We start from the raw sequence: 19,450 nt of genomic DNA, 5'->3' as shown, positions 1-19,450 counted from the left end.
AGCGTGCCGTTCGCCGGCGAAAGTGGAAGCACCGCGCGCCACAGGCGAACGATGCCCCGTCTCAGATATCCGCGAAAACGTGCGTCTCGGCCCTGGCACCGGGATGCGTGACCGCTCCGGCCCAGGCCGGGCCGACATTCTGCGCATAGCGCCATAGCGCGCCCGCCTGATAATCGTTCGTGCGCGGCTGCCATTGCGCGCGGCGCGCGGCCAGCACATCCTCCGCCACGTCGAGGTCGATCGTGCCTGCCTCGGCGTCGATACGGATGATGTCGCCATTCTCGATCAGCGCGATCGGGCCGCCATCGGCCGCCTCCGGCCCGACATGGCCGATGCAGAAGCCGCGCGTCCCGCCAGAGAAGCGCCCGTCGGTGATGAGCGCAACGCTCTCGCCCATGCCCTGACCATAAAGCGCCGCCGTGGTCGACAGCATCTCGCGCATGCCCGGGCCGCCTTTCGGCCCTTCATAGCGGATCACGATCACGCAGCCCTCGGCGATGTCGCGCGTCTCGACGGCGGCGAAGGCATCCTCCTCGCAATCGAACACCCGCGCCGGCCCCTCGAACTGCAGGCGCTTCATGCCGGCCACCTTCACGATCGCGCCCTCGGGCGCCAGCGAGCCCTTGAGGCCGACGACGCCGCCGGTGGGCGTGATCGGCGTCTTCGCGTCGTAGATCACCTTCTGGTCGGGGTTCCACGTCACCTCATCGATATTCTCGGCAAGCGTCCTGCCGGTCACGGTCAGGCAATCGCCGTGGAGCAGGCCCTCCGCCAGCATCGTCTTCATCAGCATGTAGACGCCACCGGCCGCGTGCATATCCTTGGCGACATAGCGGCCGCCCGGCTTCAGATCGGCCAGATAGGGCGTCGACTTGAAGATCTCGGCCACGTCGAACAGCGAGAAATCGATCCCGCATTCGTTCGCCATCGCCGGCAGGTGGAGCCCGCCATTGGTGGAGCCGCCCGTCGCCGCCACGATGCGCGCCGCATTCTCGAAAGCCTCGCGCGTGCAGATGTCGCGCGGGCGGATATTCTTCTCCAGCAGATACATGACCTGCTTGCCCGCCGCGACCGCGATCTCCTCACGGCTCTTGTAAGGAGCGGGAACCATATTGCTGTTTGGCAAGGATAAACCGATCGCCTCACCCACGCAGGCCATCGTGTTCGCGGTGAACTGGCCGCCGCACGCGCCATGGCCGGGGCAGGCGACCTTCTCGAGCGCCGTCACCTCGGAAAGCGGGCAGGCGCCCGCCGCATATTTGCCGACCACCTCGAACACATCGACGACGGTGACGTCGCGATCGTGGAAGCGGCCCGGCAGGATCGATCCACCATAAACGAAGATCGAGGGCACGTTCAGGCGCAGCATCGCCATCATCATGCCGGGGAGCGACTTGTCGCAGCCGGCGAACGTCACCAGCGCATCATAGCAATGGCCCCGCACCGAAAGCTCGACCGAATCCGCGATCACCTCACGGCTCACCAGAGAGCTTTTCATGCCCTGGTGGCCCATGGCGATGCCGTCCGTCACGGTGATCGTGTTGAAGCGGCGCGGCATGCCCCCGCCCAGTTCCACGCCGATGCGGCAGGCATCGGCCTGCATGTCCAGCGTGGTGTTGCAGGGCGCGCTGTCGTTGCCCGCGCTCGCCACCGCCACGAAAGGCCGCGCAATCTCCTCCTCGGAAAGGCCCATCGCGTAATAATAAGAGCGATGCGGCGCCTTTTCGGGGCCGACCGAAACATGGCGGCTGGGCAGCTTGGACTTGTCGAATGTGGGCACGGACGATCCTTTCGTGCCGCCCCCTAGGCCCGAGAGACGGACGGGATCAAGAGCCGACACGAAATAAAATCACGTTTTTTATCATCAGCGCGAAATAAGCTAACAAAACACGTCGAGCGTTGCCTGGATGATCGGCGCCAGCCGATCGCACCAGACCGCAACGCCCGCCTGATCGCCGATCAGATCCTGCCGGACTTCCAGCCCCAGATAAGGAATGCCGTTGCCCTCGCCATGGCGGTTCATCGTCGCGTTCAGCACCTTGCCCGAATAAGGCTCATTGTCGCCCGTCACGATCCCCGCCGCCTCCAGCAGGGGGATGGCGATCCGCGCCGCCCGCTCGTCCCGATTATAGAGAACGCCCACCTGCCAGGGGCGCGGGGCGCCACCGGTGCGCAGCGAAGGCGTAAAACTATGCAGGGAAACCAGAAGCTTCGGCTTCGATGCCGAGATGCTGTTTTCGACATGCGCATGATAGGGCAGCCAGAAATGCGCGAGCCTTCTGCCGCGCGCCTCCGCATCCAGCCCGGCGTTGCCCGGTATGGGATGGCCGTCGCTCGTCTCCGGGATCAGGCCCGCCGCATCCGCTTCCCGGTTGAGATCGATCACGAGGCGGGAAACATTGCCGAAGATGCCCGCCATGCCCAGCCGGGCGCACAGAGCCCGTCCCAGCGGATCGACACCGATATCGATCGCGACATGCTCGCCCATGATCTCGGCGGGCACGCCGAGATCGATGCCGTCCGGCACGCGGCTGGAGGCATGGTCGGAGATCAGCAAGGCGGGGGCATCACCGGAAACCGCGCGCCAGGGCAGATCGTCCGTCATCACGCCTGCGCCCTCTTCGCCCTGATCCCCGCCGCGACCGCCGCAAAGGCATCGCTGCCGAAACTCGCCTCGAAGGCGGCCTCCGCTTCGGCCGTTTCCATGCCGGCGATCTTCCGGCGCAGCAGGCCGACGCTTTCGGGCACGTTGGCCGCGATGGCCCGCGCGATCGCCTCGCCTCCATCCTCGGCCAGCAGATCCACGAGGCCGATCCGCACCGCCTCGCCCGCATCGATCGTCTCGGCGCCCAGCAGCAGGCGCGAGGCCTGCCCCGCCCCGATGCGCGCCACGATCCGCGCCACATCCTGCGGCGGATAGGATATGCCGAAGCGGGCAGGCGGCACGCCGAACGTGGCATGCGGGCCGGCCACGCGAATATCACAGGCCACCGCAAGGCCGACCGCGGCGCCGAAGCAGCCGCCCTCGATCCCCGCCACCACCGGGATGGGAGAGGCGGCAACCGCCTCGATCCCCGCCCGCATCGCCAGGCGCAGGGCCGTGCGCGCGGCGCGATCGGTGGCGAGCCCGGCCAATTCGCCGAGATCGGCGCCCGCGCTGAAGCTTCCCCCTTCGCCCCGAAGGAGGATGACGCGCGCGATCGATGCCGCCTCACCGATCCTCTCGGCCAGTTCGCCCCAGAGCGCGATGGAAAGTGCATTGCGCGCCGCCGGCCGCCGGATCGTCACGCGCGCGATCCCGCTTTCGTGCGTCAGTTCGATCATGGCAGCAAAGTGGTCGCCAGGCGCCACCAGCAGGCGGGCAGCCCTCCGGCCGCCGCATCTCGGGCGGCTTCATCCTCGAACATGGCGAAGCAGGTCGCGCCGGAACCGGACATGCGCGAGAGGATCAGGCCGGGCTGCATGCCCAGGAAATCCAGCACGTCCCCGATGATCGGCACGATCGCGATCGCCGGCGGCTGCAGATCGTTGCGCCCGTTCAGTGCCGCGTCGACGCCGTGCGGCAGCGGTCCGCGATCAATCTGGTCCCACGCCCTGAACACCGCACCGGTCGAGAGCGCCACACCGGGATTGACGAGCAGGACCGGGCGACCCGCCAGTTGCCCGAGCGAAACGGGCACCAGCTGCTCTCCGCGCCCCTCGCCACGCGCCGCACGCGAAAGGACGCAGGCCGGCACATCCGCCCCGAGCCCCGCCGCAATAGCATGGACGGCCCCGTCCGCCGGATCGATGCGGTCGCGCGCGGCCAGCAGCCGCAGGGCGGCGGCGGCATCGGCCGATCCGCCGCCGATACCCGACGCGATCGGCAGATTCTTTTCCAGCCGGAAACCCGCAACCTCTCCGCCGAACCGTTCGCGCCATGCCTGCGCCGCGCGGGACACCAGATTGTCGCCCCCATCCCCCAGCGCGGCGGCGAAAGGCCCTTCCACACGCAGCCCCGGCTCCGCCTCCAGCGTCAGCCGATCGCCATCCGCGCAGAAGGCGAAAAGCGTTTCCAGCGCATGATATCCATCGTCCCCGCGCGACCGGACATGCAGCGCGAGGTTGAGCTTGGCGAAAGCGGTCTCGATCGCGCCGATCACGGGGCGGCGGTGGCCGGCGTGGGCGCGGTCTCGATCTTCGATCTGATGCGCTCCGCATCGCGCGCCTCGGCCGTCACCAGGGCGGCGCGCCAGGCATAGCGCGCCTCGATCCGCCGGCCGAGCGCCCAATAGACGTCGCCCAGATGCTCGTTGATCGTCGGTTCCCCCGGTTCGCCCGCCGAAGCGCGCTCCAGCAGGGCGACGGCGCCCGGCGCATCGCCGCTCACGAATTTCGCCCAGCCCAGCGAATCCGTGATCGCCGCATCGTCCGGCCGGAGCCTGCTCGCCCCCTCGATCAGTTTGATCGCCTGCGGCAGATCCTCACGCCGGGCCAACATCGAATAACCGAAATGGTTGAGGACCACGGCCTGATCCGGCGCGAGCGCATAGGCCCTGGCCAGCGCCACCTTCGCCGCCGGCCAGTCGCCGCCCTCCTCTAGGGCGGCGCCGCGTTGCAGCCACAGCGGCCACGCATCATCGGCCGTCACGTTCGGCCCCGCCACGGCGATCGCCTTTTCAAACGCGACCGCCGCCAGCCTGGGCTGGTCCAGCGCCATCTGCACCTCGCCGACGCGCGCCCAATCGTTGAAGCCCGCTTCCGGCCGCGATGCCGCGACGTTGGCGACGGCCAGCGCCCCGGCCTTGTCGCCCTTGTCGATCAGCAGGGCGATGCGCAGCCGCTCGGCCGTGCCGGCATAGGGATCGTCGGCACCGATATGATCCAGCGCCGCCAGCGCCGCATCCGGCCGCTTGCCGAAGCCGAGCAGGTTCGCCGTCGCGATCCATCCACCCGAATTGCCCGGATCGGCGAAGGTGGCGAGGCGTGCCAGCATGGTCGCCACCGGAGTCAGACGCTGGCGATTGAAATCGATCGCCACCTGCGTCAGCAGATCGGAGACGCCCGTGCCCGCGCCGGAATAATCCAGCTCGATCCGCCCTCCGGCCGCCACGCGCGCGCGCGCCGCCTCGATCACGGGATCGCCGCCGTCGAGGAAGGTCCGCCCCTGCTCCGCCCTGCCCGCCTTCAGCAGTGCGGCCGCCGCCGCCAGACGCAGCCGGCTGCCCGCGTTGGGAAGCGCGGCCACTTCCGCCGCACCTTCCTCCACCCGGCCCATGGCCAGCAGCAGCACGGCATGCTGGCCCGGGAAATAGGCCGAGGCGAGGCCGCTCTGCCGGGCAGGCTCCAGTGCCGCGAGCGGATCGCCCTGCCGCGATCCGAAGGCGATCCAGGCGCGCAGAACCGGCGTCATGAAGGCGAAGAGCTTGCCCGCCTCGATCCGCTCCATCTCGGCGCTGGCGCGTTTCCAGTCCTTAGCCTGCAGTGCATCCACCACATAGAGCAGCGGCCCATCCACGGGCAGCGTGCCCTGCTGCTCCAGCATGCGCGCCGCCTTCAATGCCAGCGCCTTGTCTCCGGCGACGATCGCCTCGCGAAAGGCGCGCTGGGCGATCATGTCGCTGCCCGGATCCCGCGCGAGCAGCACCGAAAGCTCGCTCGTCGTGGTCTGCAGATCGCCCGCAGTGGAGGCGGCCCGCATGCGCACATAACGCTCGGCATCGCTGGGCTCGCGCGTCTGGGCGGCGCAGGCCGCGCCGGCACCCGCCGTCGCGACGAGCAGGGCAAGCAGGGTTTGGGTGACTCGCAATCTCATCATCCACCCCGCCTTAAAGCCTCATTGCGCGAGGTTGAAGCGCCCTGCGCGCCTGCCACCCGTCACATGTTGGGGTAATTTGGGCCGCCGCCGCCTTCCGGCACCACCCAGTTGATGTTCTGGGTGGGATCCTTGATGTCGCAGGTCTTGCAGTGGACGCAGTTCTGCGCGTTGATCTGGAGGCGCGGCGTGCCCAGGTCGACGCCCACGATCTCATAGACGCCCGCCGGGCAATAACGCTGCTCCGGCGCGTCGTAGAGCGGCAGGTTCACCGTGATGGGCACCTCCGGATCCTTCAGCGTCAGGTGGATCGGCTGATCCTCCTCATGATTGGTGTTCGACAGGAACACCGAGGAGAGGCGATCGAAGCTGATCTTCCCGTCCGGCTTCGGATAATCGATCCTGTTCGCATGATCCTTGCGCGACAGCGTCTCGCAATCGCGATGATGCTTGAACGTATAGGGCAGGCCGATGCCGAAATTGTTCATCCACATGTCGAGACCAGCCCAGATCGTGCCCAGCAGCGGGCCGAACTTCGCAACCGCAGGCTCCGAATTGCGGACGAGCTTCAGTTCTTTCGCGATCCAACTCGCATTCACCGCCGGCTGATAACCCGCCAGCACATCGCCCTGCCGCCCGGCGGAGAGCGCCGCGAAGGCGTCCTCGGCGGCGAGCATGCCGCTCTTCATCGCCGTATGGCTGCCCTTGATGCGCGGCACGTTCACGAAGCCCGCCGAACAGCCGATCAGCGTGCCGCCGGGGAAGGCGAGCGTCGGCACCGATTGCCAGCCGCCCTCGTTGATCGCGCGCGCGCCATAGCTGATGCGCCGCCCGCCCTCCAGGATCTCGCGGATCGCCGGATGCTGCTTCCAGCGCTGGAATTCCTCGAACGGATAGAGGTGTGGATTCTTGTAACCCAGCCCCACCACGAAGCCGAGCGCCACCTGCCCGTTCGCCTGATGATAGAGGAAGCCGCCGCCCACTTCCTCGGTCAGCGGCCAGCCCTGCGTGTGGATCACCCGGCCCGGCACATGCTTGGCGGGATCGATATCCCACAATTCCTTCATGCCGAGGCCGTAAACCTGCGGCTGGCAGGTCGCCTCCAGATCGAAGATGCGCTTCACCTCCTTGGTGAGGCTCCCGCGCGCGCCTTCCGCGAAGAAGGTGTATTTGGCGTGCAGTTCCATGCCCGGCTGGTAATCGGGCTTGTGCGTGCCATCGCGCGCCACGCCCATGTCGCCGGTCGCGACGCCCTTCACCGATCCATCCTCGTGGAACAGCACCTCGGCCGCCGCGAAGCCCGGGAAGATCTCGACCCCCAGTTCCTCCGCCTTGCCCGCCAGCCAGCGGCACAGATTGCCGAGCGATCCCGTATAGGTGCCCTTGTTGTGCATGAAGCCGGGGGTGAAGAGATGCGGCATCGCCATCTTCCCGCCCTTCGACAGGAACCAGTGATGATTCTCCGTCACCGGCACCTCGGCCATCGGGCAGCCGTCTTCCTTCCAGTCGGGCAGCAACTCGTTCAGCGCGATCGGATCGACCACGGCGCCCGAAAGAATGTGCGCCCCGATTTCGGAGCCCTTCTCCAGGATGCAGACAGAGAAGTCCGTGCCCTTTTCCGAAGCAAGCTGCTTCAGCCGGATCGCCGCCGAAAGCCCGGCCGGGCCTCCACCGACGATCACCACGTCATACTCCATCGATTCCCGATCGTGCATCCCGATAACCTCTCTATCGTCCGGTCGTCTTGTTGCCCGAACGCCTTGTCATTTTCCCGGTGAGCGCAGATTGACGTATTCGTCAACTGCTCGCTTATGTAGAAGCGGACTTGTGTAAAAGCAGATTGCGATCGAGGGGGCGCCGATGGAAGATCGGCTGGCGCTGAGCGCCTTGGACTGGTGGGAGGAAGCAGGCGTCGATACGGCGGTGGATGATCTGCCGCGTGATTGGCTTGCCGTGCCCGCGCTATCCCCCGCCATCACTCCGATTCACCCCCAGGCCGCCTCACCCGCCCGCGTGACTCCGCCCGTGGCGGCGATCGAGCCGGTTTCACCGGCCGCCCTTCCGGATGATCTCGCCGCGTTCCGTCATTTCCTGCTGACCGATCCCTCCGTGCCCGGCCCGCCGCAGGCGCGGATCGATGCGATAGGCGATCCCGCATCAGGCGCGATGCTGATCCTCGACATGCCGGAACAGGGCGATCGCGCGGCCGGCCGCCTGCTTTCGGGCGATGTCGGGCAATTGTTCGATCGGATGCTCGGCGCGATGAGCCTTTCGCGCGAAACCGCCTATCTGGCCCCGCTATCACCGGCACGATCGGCCAGCGGCCGCCTGACGCCGGAGAGCATCACCACTCTCGCCACGCTGATGCGCCATCATATCGCGCTCGCCCGCCCGAAGCGGCTGTTGCTGCTGGGCGATGCGCCAACCCGGGCCTTGATCGGGCTGGGCTGCATCGAAGCGCGCGGGCGCACGCATGAAGTCTCTGGCCCGGCGGGCTCCATTCCCGCTATCGCCAGCTTCCACCCCCGCCTTCTGATCCAGACGCCCGACCGCAAGAAAGCGGCGTGGGCGGATCTCCAGCTTTTCATGGCCTTGTGATGCGTATCCTTCTTCCCCTTCTGCTCGCCTCCAGCGCCCTACCGACAGCGGCCTTCGCCGGCGACACCAGCCCCGCCGAGATCACCGTCACCGCCGCGCGCCCCGGCGGCCTCTCCGACGTGGATCGCGCGGCCTATCGCCGGATCTTCGCCGCGATCCATACGGGCGACTGGACGACCGCCTCGATGGCGCTGGATTCGATGCCGGATGGCGTGCTGACGCCCGTGGCGCGGGCCGAGCTTTTTCTGGCCAGGGGCGCCCCCCGGCCGGATCCGGTGAAGCTGGCGGCGCTGCTGGCGGCGGCGCCGGAATTGCCGGAAGCGCCTGCACTGATGCGCCTCGCCACCCAGCAGGGGATTACCGATCTGCCGACCCTGCCGCAGCCGCACGATCTGGTGCGGCTGGCCGGCGCCTCGAAGCGGGTGGCCGCGCGCCCCATGCGCAGCGATGCCGCCGCCGCGCGGCTTTCGATCGTCGCGATGCCGCTCGTGAAGGCGAATGACGGCGCGGGCGCCGAAGCGAAGGTCGAGGCGGTCTCCGGGCAGCTTTCGCCGGAAGCGCTGGCCGAATGGCGCCAGCGTGTCGCCTGGGCCTATTTCCTCGCCAATGACGACGCCAATGCCCGCCGGGTGGCCGCCACGGCCGGCGCGGGGGCCGGCGACTGGACCGTGCAGGCGAACTGGACCTTGGGTCTCGCCTCGTGGCGCGCGGGCGACATGGCCGCCGCCGCCGATGCCTTCGCCGCCGTCGCCACATCCGCGCGCGATGCCGAGACCGTGGCCGCCGGGCTGTTCTGGGCAGCACGCAGCGATACGGCCGCCGGCCGCCCCGATCGCGTCGCCGCCCGACTGCGCTCGGCAGCCCGGCTGGACGAGACATTCTATGGCATGCTCGCGTCGGCCTCGCTCGGCCTTGCCGTCCAGACGATCCCCACCGGCAGCGAGCCGGATCTGCTCGCGCTGCGCCCCAATGCCCGCGTCGCCACTGCCCTCGTCCAGATCGACGAGCCCGGCCTGGCCGATACGCTGCTCCGCCAGCAGGCGCGGATCGGACCGTCGCCCGAGCATGGCGCGCTGATCCGGCTTGCCGCCAAGCTCAACCTTCCCGCCGCGCAGATGTGGCTTGCGCAGAACGGGCCGGCCGGGATCACGACGCCGGTCGCCGCGCGCTATCCCATGCCTTCGTGGCAGCCGTCGGGCGGCTGGCGGGTCGATCGATCGCTGCTCTTCGCGCACGCGCTGCAGGAATCGCAGTTCCGCGCCGATGCGGTAAGCCCCGCCGGCGCGCGCGGGCTGATGCAGCTCATGCCGGGCACCGCGCGCCTCGTCGCGCGGCACAAGGGCGAAACGACGGACATGTCCGGCCGCCTCAACGATCCGGCCGTCAGCTTCGAATATGGCCAATCCTATCTCGAGGAACTGGCAGGCCACGGCGGCACGGGCGGTCTGCTGCCCAAGGTGATCGCGGCTTACAACGCCGGGCCGAACAACATCGCCGCATGGAATCTTCGCCCCGGCGCATCGCAGGATCCGCTCTTCTTCATCGAGCAGATGCCGTTCGCGGAAACGCGCGCCTATACCGCGATCGTGCTGCGCAATTACTGGATGTACCAGCGCGAGAGCGGCGCCCCGACGGACAGCCTCATCACGATGGCGCAAGGCAAATGGCCGCGCTTCCCGATCGCCGGCCGCCGCGCGACGGCAAGCCCCGCGCCCCTCACGATCACGACGGCGGGCGTTCAATAGCCCGTCATCGAGGCGGACCGGCCCGGCGATCATCGGCGCGCGCCTGCCCATCGCCCTCGACGATGCGGGGCATGACGGGATAGGGCCTTTTCGCTAGGCTCGGGCGATGCCGCTCGATCACAGCCTGCCGTTCCTGCCCGTCCGCATCGCCATCCTCACCGTTTCGGATACACGCTCGCCGGCCGAGGATCGTTCGGGCGACACGCTCGTCCAGCGGCTGGAGGCGGCCGGACACGTCCTGGCCGACCGGACGATCATTCGCGACGATATCGATCTGATCTGCGCGACGCTGAACGGCTGGATCGACGATCCCGCCATAGACTGCATCATCTCCACGGGCGGCACCGGCGTCACCGGGCGGGACGTGACCCCCGAAGCCTTCGCCCGCGTTCGCGACAAGGAGATTGAGGGGTTCGGCGAACTGTTCCGCTGGCTCAGCTATCAGTCGATCGGCACCTCCACGATCCAGTCACGCGCCACCGCCGCCGTCGCGCGCGGAACCTATCTGTTCGCGCTGCCCGGCTCGACGGGCGCCTGCCGGGATGGTTGGGATGGGATATTGGCGAGCCAGCTCGACAACCGCCACCGCCCCTGCAACTTCGTGGAACTCATGCCGCGCCTCAAGGAACGATAGGGCCGCCTCATTCATCCGGGCCGCCGTCAAATGTTCTTTATTTGTTCCGATCGTTCCATTATCCTCGCGGGATGGATCGGCTCCTGCCCCCGACGCCCGGCCGCGGCGCGACGCGCAACGATCGCCCCCAGCGATTCAACCTGCCGGCACGCGAGCAGGACGGCGACTGGCTGGATGCCCGCGAAGGGGTGGATGGCGATGCGCCGCCCGTCCGCACCACCGTTTCCGTCGAGCGGCCGAAGACGATCCTCACGCGCAACGCATCGCCGGACATTCCCTTCGATCGCTCGATCAACGCCTATCGCGGTTGCGAGCATGGCTGCATCTATTGCTTCGCAAGGCCTACGCATGCCTTCCACGATCTCTCGCCCGGCCTCGATTTCGAAACGCGGCTCTTCGCCAAGCCGGATGCGCCCCGCCTGCTCCGTGCCGAGCTTTCGGCCCGACCCTATGTGCCGCAGCCCATCGCTCTCGGCACGAACACGGATCCCTATCAACCGATCGAGCGCGAATGGCGGATCACGCGGTCGCTGATCGAGATCTTCCACGAGACGGGCCATCCCTTCACCATCACGACCAAATCGGATCGCGTGTTGCGTGATCTGGATCTGATCGCACCGATGGCGGCCCGGGGGCTCGTTGCGATCATCCTTTCCGTGCCCACCATCGATCCCGTCACGGCACGCACGCTGGAGCCCCGCGCCCCCGCACCCGCCCGGCGCATCGCCGCGATCCGGGCGCTGAGCGCGGCGGGCGTGCCATGCCATGTCTCGCTGGCTCCGGTCTTGCCGCAGATAACCGATCACGAGATGGAGCATATCCTGGAAGCGGTGGCACAGGCCGGGGCGCGCGGCGCCTTCTTCCTGCCGGTGAGGCTGCCGCATGAAGTGGCTCCGCTGTTTCGCGCCTGGCTGGATGCGCACCATCCCGATCGCGCCGCCAAGGTGATGGCGACGATCCGTTCGATCCGCGGCGGGCGGGACAATGATCCCGATTTCTTCTCGCGCATGAAGGGACAGGGGCCTTGGGCCGAACTGCTGCGCACCCGCTTTCGCATCGCCTGCCGGAAACTGGATCTCAATCGGGAGCGTTTGGTGCTCCGCACCGATCTGTTCAGGCCACCGGAGGGCGATCAGCCGCGATTGCTTTGACAGATCGGACTTCGACTATAATGCGAAAAAATCGCAACAGTATTTGAAATCTATTCGCAGCATATCTGCGAGTTGTTCGCGCTTCAAATCACCGCGCGGCTGGTCTATCGGCCGTTCGACAGCAAGAAAGGAATGTGGCCGTGAAGGGCGACGAAAAGGTCATCGAATATCTCAACGCCGCTCTCAAGAATGAGCTAACGGCGATCAACCAGTATTTTCTGCATTATCGCATGCTGGATCATTGGGGCATCGCGAAGCTCGCCAAGTTCGAATATGGCGAATCCATCGATGAGATGAAGCATGCGGACATGCTGGCCGAGCGCATCCTCTTCCTGGATGGCCTGCCGAACTTCCAACTGCTCGGCCGGCTGCGCATCGGCGAGACGGTGGAAGAAATTCTCCACGCCGATCTCGCACTGGAAAATGAAGCGATCCCGCAGCTGCGCGACGCGATCGAGCATTGCGAGAAGGTGCGCGACTATATCACCCGCGATCTCTTCAAGCGCATCCTCGACAATGAGGAGGAGCATGTCGATTATCTGGAGCGCCAGTTCGACATGATCGCCCGCATGGGCATCCAGAACTATGTTCAGCTCCAGTCCAAGGCGGCGGACGAAGAAGCGCACTGATACGAAAGGCGCCGGAGCCCCTGAGGCCTCCGGCGCCGATGGATCGCGCTATCCCGATCAGCCGACCTTGCGCCCGAACCCGCCGGGGCGGCGCGGCATGACGGGAGGGGCCACCGGCACGCGCACGCGTTCGGCCATCAATTTATCGAAGCACGTCATCGTTTCGGTGAAGAGCGCCGAAAGCTCGCGCACGCGCGGGACCATATGATCGGGGAAATCGTGCATTTCCAGCGAGTGGCGCGCGGCCTTCTCGATCTCTTCCGCCGCCAGTCCGATCGCCTCGGCGCCCACCATCAGCGAATCGCCCTTCAGCGTATGCGCAGGGCGCACCATGCACGGCGTATTGCGATCGCGCGCGGCCCGCTCGATCTCCTGGATCGCGCGCGCGCCATCGTCGCGATAATAGCTCAAAATCTTGGAGAAACCCGGGCCGAGCTCCTTGCAAGCCTGCTCGAACCTGCTCCGGTCCACGATGATGTCGTTGCCGTTCTCGTACACGATCCCACCCCACGCATCCGCGTGATATCCGGTGATACCGTACGCGCGATTCGGTTAAGGCTTTATTCCCGGCAGGCGCGTAACGATAAAATCTCCATCCAAAGTGGAGATAATCCAGCCCTGTTCTTGGCAAAGTGCCGCCAATTCTGTGGCGGACCGGGGATCATCGGCCGAAATTCTCACAATATCCGTGTCGCGCATGGCCTTCGCCAGTCGCAGGGCAGGCCACGGGCATTTCAGCCCGCGCGCATCCACGAAGGCTGCGCTCACTTGCCGAAGGGATTCTTCGGCGCGCGCAGCGTGAGACGTACCGGCACGCCCTGAAAGCCCAGATCGCGCCGGATGCCGTTCACCAGATAGCGGCGATAGCTTTCCGGCAGCTGATCGACGCGCGTGCCGAAGAGGATGAAGCTCGGCGGGCGGGTCCGCGCCTGCGTGAGATAGCGCAGCTTGATCCGCTTGCCGCCGGGCGCTGGCGGCGGATTGGCCTCGATCGCCCGTTCGAACCAGCGGTTGAGCTGGCCAGTAGAGATCCGCTTCGACCATTCCTCCCGGATCGAGAAAGCCGCTTCGATCAGTTGGTCGATGCCTCGCCCGGTCTCGGCGGAAACGGTCAGCAGCGGCAGGCCCTTCACCTGCGCGAGCCCCTCCTCCAGCGCCGCGCGCACGCCCTGGAACAGGCTCGGCGGATTTTCGGCCACGTCCCACTTGTTGATCGCGATCATCAGCGCGCGACCTTCCTCCAGCACCTGCGCCGCGATGCGCAGATCCTGCGCCTCCAGCCCGCGCGTGGCATCCAGCAGCAGCACGACCACCTCGGCGAAATCGATCGAGCGCTGCGTGTCGGCGGCGGAAAGCTTCTCCAGCTTGTCCTCCACCTTCGCGCGCCGCCGCAGCCCCGCCGTATCCACCAGGCGCACGGGCCGCCCCTGCCATTCCCAGTCCACCGCGATCGAATCGCGCGTGATGCCCGCTTCCGGCCCGGTGATGAGGCGATCCTCGCCCAGCATGCGATTGATGAGCGTGGATTTGCCGGCATTGGGCCGGCCGACGATGGCGAGCTTCAGCGGGCCATCGGGCCGATCGCCCTCCAGCTCATACTCCTCTTCCGCCACATCCTCGCGCTCGACGAAGGGACGCAGCGCCTCGAACAGATCGACGATCCCCTCGCCATGTTCGGCCGAAAAGGGGATCGGATCGCCAAAGCCGAGGGAATAGGCCTCCAGCACGCCGCTCTCGCCCTGTTTTCCCTCGGCCTTGTTGGCGAGGATCACGATCGGCGTGTCCGAACCGCGCAGCCAGCGGGCGATCGATTCGTCGAGCGGCGTCACGCCCGCGCGCGCATCGATCAGGAAGAGAGCGACATCCGCATCACCCACCGCCGCTTCCGATTGCGCGCGCATCCGGCCGGGCAGCGTATCGGGATCCTCATCCTCGAAGCCGGCCGTATCGACGATGCGAAACTCCAGCCCGAGCAACGTGGCGTCGCCCTCGCGACGATCGCGCGTCACGCCGGGCTGATCGTCGACCAGCGCGATACGCTTGCCGACGAGACGGTTAAACAGGGTCGACTTGCCGACATTGGGGCGGCCGACGATGGCAACGATAGGAAGGGGCATTTGCGCCCCTTAGCGCGTCGGCGCCGCAAGTTCACCCTCGGCCTTCGCGAACGTGCAGGATATTGTCCTGCGCGGCGGCGGGCGGGATGGTGGCGATCATTTTCCGGCTTATTGCGCTGCGCGATCGATTAGTCTTTTTCTTCTCGCCTCGCCGTCATACGGCGTGCAGGCCGTTCCCGTTCGAAAGTCCATCCTCATTCTCGCTCATCCCAAACCACGCAGCGCCCCGATGGAAGCGCTTCGACCCGAAACAACAGCCGCCGCCCCACCGGCCGCGCCCTCGATCGACATCCCCCGGATGCTGAAGGCGCTGGCGCCGTTCCGGGTCGCCAGCAACGGGCGGGGCGCGATCGAACTGGCGATCACCGCCCTTCCGCTCGCCTTGTTGTGGCTTGCGGCGGCGCTGCTCGTACGCGGGGGCATCTGGGCGGGGGCGCTGCTGGCGATCCCCGCCGGCGGCTTCCTGCTGCGCCTCTTCATGATCCAGCATGATTGCGGCCACGGCTCCTTTTTCCGCGGGCGGCGGGCCAATGGCTGGACGGGGCGGATCATCGGAGCGATCACGCTCACCCCCTATGAATTCTGGCGGCGGGCCCATGCCCATCACCATGCCGGCACCGGCAATCTCGATCGTCGAGGATCGGGCGATATCGATACGCTCACGCTCGCGGAATTCCGGCAGCTCTCGGCCTGGGGCCAGTGGCGCTACCGTCTCTATCGCCATCCCGTCACCCTGTTCCTGCTCGGCCCATCCTTCCAGTTCCTGCTGGTTCACCGGCTTCCCACGGGGCCCGCGCGCACATCGCCCTCGCTCTGGATCAGTGTGATGGGCACCAATCTCGCGATCGCCGCCCTCTTCAGCGGCATCGTCCTGCTGTTCGGGGTCAAGGTCCTCCTGCTCGTCCATCTGCCGATGCTGCTGATCGCGGCCACGATCGGCATCTGGCTGTTCTACATCCAGCATCAGTTCGAACATGCCGTGTGGGATCGCAGCGAAGACTGGTCGTTCCAGACGGCGGCGCTACAGGGCAGTTCCTATTACGATCTGCCGCCGGTGCTGCGCTGGTTCAGCGCCAATATCGGCGTGCATCATGTGCATCATCTGTGCAGCACCATCCCCTTCTATCGGATGCAGAATGTGCTGAAGGCGGAGCCGAGGCTGAAGGGCATCAGCCGGCTGACCCTGCGCCAGAGCCTCGGCACCATCCGGCTCGCCTTGTGGGACGAACAGTCGCGACGCATGCTCTCGTTCAAGGAAGCGGCCGCCGTTCCGGCCTAGGGGCGAGGCGGCGATCCCGGTGCCCGCCCCGCCGCCCGGAAATCGCCCTAGCGCGCCGACAGGACGAGATTGTCGATCAGCCGCGTCGCGCCATATCGCACGGCGAGCGAGATCACCGCGCCGGCCGGCGGCACGAGCTCCAGTTCTTCCAGCGTGTTCGTCTCGGCGATGCTGATATAGTCGACCACGCCCGTCGTCGCCGCGATTTGGGCCGCGATCAGGCTTCGCAGCGCGGCGGCATCGCGCTGGCCACCGGCCCAGGCCGCTTCGGCCGCCGAGAGCCCACGATAAAGCGCCACCGCCTGCGCACGATCTGTCGCGGAGAGATAGACATTGCGGCTGGACATGGCGAGGCCATCCGCCTCGCGCAGCGTAGGCCCCACACGCACGTCCACCGGCATGTCCAGATCACGCACCATCTGCCGGACGACGCGCGTCTGCTGGACGTCTTTCTGCCCGAACCACGCGACATCCGGCTGCACGATGTTGAACAGCTTGGAGACGACCGTCGCCACGCCGGAAAAATGGCCTGGCCGCACCGCACCTTCCAGCCGCTCGGCGATCGCGCCAACCTCGATCCGCGTATCGAAGCCCGCCGGATAGACGATCTCGACGGTCGGCAGGAAGACGAGTTCCACGCCGGCCGCCTCCAGCTTCGCCAGATCCGCCTCGATCGGCCGGGGATAGCGCGCGAGATCCTCGTTCGGCCCGAATTGCGTGGGGTTCACGAAGATGCTCGCCGCGACGGCATCGCAGCCGTCGCGCGCCAGACCGATCAGGCTCATATGCCCGTCATGCAGGGCGCCCATCGTGGGGACGAAGCCCAGCCGGCCGAGTGGCGCGCGCGCCGCGCGCGTTTCGGCCACCGTCCGCACGATCTTCACGCATCCGGCTCCAGCAAGGCCCGCGCTTCGGCGATCACCGAGGAATCGATCGATGCTCCGTTCGCGTCGGTCGGGAAGGTGCCGCTGCCCACATCGTCCGCATAACCCCGCAATGCGCCTTCGATCGCCTTGCCGATTTCCGCATAGCGGCCGGCATGGCGGAACGGCGGGTGATCGATCAGGCCGAGCACATCATGCCACACCTGCACCTGCCCGTCGCAGCCCGGCCCCGCGCCGATACCGATCGTGGGAATGGTCAGCCGCCTGGAAACTTCCGCCGCCAGCTCGATCGGCACCAGTTCCAGCACGATCGCGAAGGCACCCGCTTTCTCCAGCGCCAGCGCATCGCGGATCAGATCGGCCGCCGCCTGCGCCGTCCTGGCCTGCACGCGCACGCCGATCTGGTTGGCCGATTGCGGGGTGAAGCCCAGGTGCCCCATCACGGGCACGCCCAGCGAGACGAGCCGCTCGACGATGCCGACGACAGGAGCCCCGCCCTCCAGCTTCACGGCCTGGGCGCCGCCTTCCTGCATCACCCGGCGCGCGGAAAGCACCGCCTGCTCCTCGCTCGCGTAGGTGAGGAACGGCAGATCCACCACGACCAGCGATTCCGGGGCGCCGCGCGTGACGGAGGCGGAATGCCGCACCATATCGTCCAGCGTGACGGGTATGGTGGTGCCGTGACCCAGCATCACCTGCCCCAGCGAATCGCCCACCAGCAGGAAGCGCAGCCCGGCCCGTTCCGCGATCAGGGCGGAGGAATGATCATAGCAGGTGAGCATGGCGATCCGCTCGCCCTTCGCCTTCATACGGGCGATGCCTGCGACGGTGAGCCGCATATTCCACTCCTCTCGGCACTCGGGGCAAGCGCCCTACCCCGCCCCGCTTCGCCCCGCAAATCCGACATCTTCGCGAACCGGCATTTCGTTACTATATGCGGGCTGAAGCCGGTTTCCCGGCAGGGAGGACGTCTATCGTGCGTTGGGTTATGCGGTCCAAGATCCACAATGCCACCGTTACGGAGGCCAATCTCGCTTATGTGGGCTCGATCACGATCGACAGCGATCTGCTGGATGCCGTCGGCCTGTGGGCCGGCGAGAAAGTGCTGGTCGTTTCCAACACCAGCGGTTCGCGCCTCGAAACCTATGTGATTGCGGGCGAACGCGGATCGGGCGAGATCTGCATGAACGGCGCCGCCGCGCACCTGATCGGTGAAGGCGAGGAGGTCATCATCATGGGCTTCGAGCTCACCGCCGAACCGATCACCCCGCACGTCATCCTCGTCGACAAGGCGAACCGGCTGATCCGCCATCTCGTGGAGCACCCCAGGCGGGAAGTGGCGTCATTCCTATAGGGGGAACGGCCAGGCGACCGGGCTGGACCTCGTTCGCGCCCGATGCGCCGATCGGCACGTCGAGCCATACGCGTTTCGATCGCGCCGGCTGGGCGCGCCTGCGATCAGCCGTGCCGCTCACGCTGGACGAGGGCGATCTGGCCCGGCTGCGCGGCGCGAACGAACCGATTTCGCTGGCCGAGGTGGAGCAGGTCTATCTGCCGCTGACGCGCCTCATCAATCTGCACGTGGGCGCCACGCGCGGCATGGCGCGCGTGACGGACGATTTCCTCGGCCGCCCCGCCGGCCGCCGGCCCTATGTGGTCGCGATTGCGGGCTCGGTCGCGGTCGGCAAGAGCACGATGGCGCGCGTGCTGCGCGCGCTTCTCTCGCGCTGGCCCGATCACCCCTCGGTCGAACTCGTGACGACGGACGGCTTCCTCTATCCCACCAGGGTCTTGGAAGAACGCGGCCTGATGTCGCGCAAGGGCTTTCCCGAAAGCTATGACGTCCGCCGGATGATCGGCTTCCTCTCCGACGTCCGCTCGACCGGTCAGGGGCGCACGCCTGTCTATTCGCATCACGCCTATGATATCGTCCCCGGCGAGGAACTGGTGATCGATCAGCCGGACATTCTGATCTTCGAGGGGCTGAACGTGCTCCAGATCGGCACCGGCCACGATGCGCACCACCCGTTCACGGCGAGCGATTTCTTCGACATCTCCATCTATATCGATGCCGATCCGGACGATATCGAGCGCTGGTATGAGGAACGTTTCCTCCTCCTCCAGCAGACGGCGTTTCAGGATCCGAGATCCTATTTCCACCATTTCGCGCATCTTACCCGCGAACAGGCGCTGGTCGCCGCGCGGGATATCTGGGCCAGGGTGAACGCCGTCAACCTGAGCGAGAACATCCTCCCCTCGCGCAGCCGCGCGGACGTCATCATCCGCAAGGGCGCGCGCCATGCGGTGAAGGAATTGTGGCTCCGCCGCCTCTGAAATAAAGTCCTATCCGGACCTTTATTTCCCGCCCCTAAGAGTGCATCCTCCGTCTCAGCCGGTTCGAAAACGAAATCGGGAGAGGATCGATGTACATCATTCCACCGGAAACCTTCACGGACATGAGTCTGCCGGAAATCGTCGCGTGGTGCGGCGGAGCCTGCGGGCTGCTCAGCATCGGCTTCGTGATGCTCGCCTTCTTCTAGCTCCCGCCCTTCCCGATGGCCGCGTTCCGGAGGTCGTACGAAAAGCGACACACGGGCCGCCGTCCGTTCGTGCGTGGAG

Annotated in this window: 19 protein-coding genes; 8 read left to right on the top strand and 11 right to left on the bottom strand. The window is 66.8% G+C overall.

Annotation, left to right across the window (positions count from 1 at the left end; all coding sequences use genetic code 11):
• Positions 1-61: 61 nt before the first annotated feature.
• From ilvD to DI605_RS10965, 6 genes are all read right to left on the bottom strand, one after another.
• Positions 62-1,780 carry a dihydroxy-acid dehydratase gene (gene ilvD / locus DI605_RS10990; RefSeq protein ID WP_293973313.1) on the bottom strand — a complete coding sequence of 573 codons (1,719 nt, stop codon included), beginning with the start codon at positions 1,778-1,780 and terminating at the stop codon, positions 62-64.
• Between the two features lie 99 nt (positions 1,781-1,879).
• Complete coding sequence (locus tag DI605_RS10985) at positions 1,880-2,605, bottom strand: N-formylglutamate amidohydrolase (RefSeq protein ID WP_293973310.1); 726 nt, start codon at positions 2,603-2,605, stop codon at positions 1,880-1,882.
• A complete protein-coding gene (locus DI605_RS10980; RefSeq protein WP_293973307.1) occupies positions 2,605-3,324 on the bottom strand; it encodes an enoyl-CoA hydratase/isomerase family protein in 720 nt (239 codons plus the stop codon). The genes DI605_RS10985 and DI605_RS10980 overlap by 1 nt, the downstream gene beginning before the upstream one ends.
• Positions 3,321-4,142: a 4-(cytidine 5'-diphospho)-2-C-methyl-D-erythritol kinase gene (locus tag DI605_RS10975; protein WP_293973304.1), complete on the bottom strand. Its 822-nt coding sequence runs from the start codon at positions 4,140-4,142 to the stop codon at positions 3,321-3,323. Before DI605_RS10975 ends, DI605_RS10980 begins: the two co-directional genes overlap by 4 nt.
• Positions 4,139-5,797, bottom strand: coding sequence for a hypothetical protein (locus tag DI605_RS10970; RefSeq protein ID WP_293973301.1), 1,659 nt, complete (start codon positions 5,795-5,797; stop codon positions 4,139-4,141). Before DI605_RS10970 ends, DI605_RS10975 begins: the two co-directional genes overlap by 4 nt.
• A 59-nt stretch (positions 5,798-5,856) precedes the next feature.
• Positions 5,857-7,509, bottom strand: a complete 1,653-nt coding sequence (locus DI605_RS10965; protein WP_293973298.1) for an electron transfer flavoprotein-ubiquinone oxidoreductase — start codon at positions 7,507-7,509, stop codon at positions 5,857-5,859.
• 145 nt (positions 7,510-7,654) lie between these two features.
• On the opposite strand from DI605_RS10965, the gene DI605_RS10960 reads away from it, so the two are divergent.
• From DI605_RS10960 to bfr, 5 genes are all read left to right on the top strand, one after another.
• Positions 7,655-8,392, top strand: coding sequence for a uracil-DNA glycosylase family protein (locus DI605_RS10960; protein WP_293973295.1), 738 nt, complete (start codon positions 7,655-7,657; stop codon positions 8,390-8,392).
• Positions 8,392-10,137, top strand: coding sequence for a lytic transglycosylase domain-containing protein (locus DI605_RS10955; RefSeq protein WP_293973292.1), 1,746 nt, complete (start codon positions 8,392-8,394; stop codon positions 10,135-10,137). The genes DI605_RS10960 and DI605_RS10955 overlap by 1 nt, the downstream gene beginning before the upstream one ends.
• Positions 10,138-10,243: 106 nt before the next feature.
• A complete protein-coding gene (gene moaB, locus DI605_RS10950) occupies positions 10,244-10,771 on the top strand; it encodes a molybdenum cofactor biosynthesis protein B (RefSeq protein WP_293973289.1) in 528 nt (175 codons plus the stop codon).
• 71 nt (positions 10,772-10,842) lie between these two features.
• Positions 10,843-11,922, top strand: coding sequence for a PA0069 family radical SAM protein (locus tag DI605_RS10945; protein WP_293973286.1), 1,080 nt, complete (start codon positions 10,843-10,845; stop codon positions 11,920-11,922).
• A gap of 140 nt (positions 11,923-12,062) precedes the next feature.
• Entirely contained in the window at positions 12,063-12,551 is a 489-nt protein-coding gene (gene bfr / locus DI605_RS10940; protein WP_293973283.1) for a bacterioferritin, read from the top strand.
• 57 nt (positions 12,552-12,608) lie between these two features.
• Here bfr and DI605_RS10935 read toward each other — a convergent pair whose 3' ends face one another.
• The 3 genes from DI605_RS10935 to der are packed head-to-tail and all read right to left on the bottom strand — an operon-like array spanning position 12,609 to position 14,668.
• Positions 12,609-13,049: an Hpt domain-containing protein gene (locus tag DI605_RS10935; RefSeq protein WP_293973280.1), complete on the bottom strand. Its 441-nt coding sequence runs from the start codon at positions 13,047-13,049 to the stop codon at positions 12,609-12,611.
• Between the two features lie 54 nt (positions 13,050-13,103).
• The gene (locus DI605_RS10930) at positions 13,104-13,319 is read right to left on the bottom strand and encodes a sulfurtransferase TusA family protein (protein WP_293973277.1); all 216 of its coding nucleotides are present in this window, start codon (positions 13,317-13,319) and stop codon (positions 13,104-13,106) included.
• Positions 13,316-14,668: a ribosome biogenesis GTPase Der gene (gene der / locus DI605_RS10925; RefSeq protein ID WP_293973274.1), complete on the bottom strand. Its 1,353-nt coding sequence runs from the start codon at positions 14,666-14,668 to the stop codon at positions 13,316-13,318. The genes DI605_RS10930 and der overlap by 4 nt, the downstream gene beginning before the upstream one ends.
• 229 nt (positions 14,669-14,897) lie before the next feature.
• On the opposite strand from der, the gene DI605_RS10920 reads away from it, so the two are divergent.
• A complete protein-coding gene (locus DI605_RS10920) occupies positions 14,898-15,947 on the top strand; it encodes a fatty acid desaturase (RefSeq protein ID WP_293973271.1) in 1,050 nt (349 codons plus the stop codon).
• 47 nt (positions 15,948-15,994) lie between these two features.
• Here the strand turns inward: DI605_RS10920 and panC are convergent, their stop codons facing one another.
• Both panC and panB read right to left on the bottom strand, forming a co-directional pair.
• Positions 15,995-16,831, bottom strand: coding sequence for a pantoate--beta-alanine ligase (gene panC / locus DI605_RS10915; RefSeq protein ID WP_293973268.1), 837 nt, complete (start codon positions 16,829-16,831; stop codon positions 15,995-15,997).
• Complete coding sequence (panB, locus tag DI605_RS10910; RefSeq protein WP_293973265.1) at positions 16,828-17,670, bottom strand: 3-methyl-2-oxobutanoate hydroxymethyltransferase; 843 nt, start codon at positions 17,668-17,670, stop codon at positions 16,828-16,830. Before panB ends, panC begins: the two co-directional genes overlap by 4 nt.
• Before the next feature lie 137 nt (positions 17,671-17,807).
• Between panB and panD the strand changes: the two genes are divergently transcribed.
• Both panD and coaA read left to right on the top strand, forming a co-directional pair.
• The gene (gene panD, locus DI605_RS10905) at positions 17,808-18,185 is read left to right on the top strand and encodes an aspartate 1-decarboxylase (protein WP_293973262.1); all 378 of its coding nucleotides are present in this window, start codon (positions 17,808-17,810) and stop codon (positions 18,183-18,185) included.
• A complete protein-coding gene (gene coaA, locus DI605_RS10900) occupies positions 18,176-19,165 on the top strand; it encodes a type I pantothenate kinase (RefSeq protein WP_367120042.1) in 990 nt (329 codons plus the stop codon). Before panD ends, coaA begins: the two co-directional genes overlap by 10 nt.
• Positions 19,166-19,450 lie beyond the last annotated feature (285 nt).

Source organism: Sphingomonas sp., assembly GCF_003248515.1.
In the GTDB taxonomy this organism is placed as follows: Bacteria; Pseudomonadota; Alphaproteobacteria; order Sphingomonadales; family Sphingomonadaceae; genus Sphingomonas_I.
This window is presented reverse-complemented; position numbering and strand designations above follow the sequence as displayed.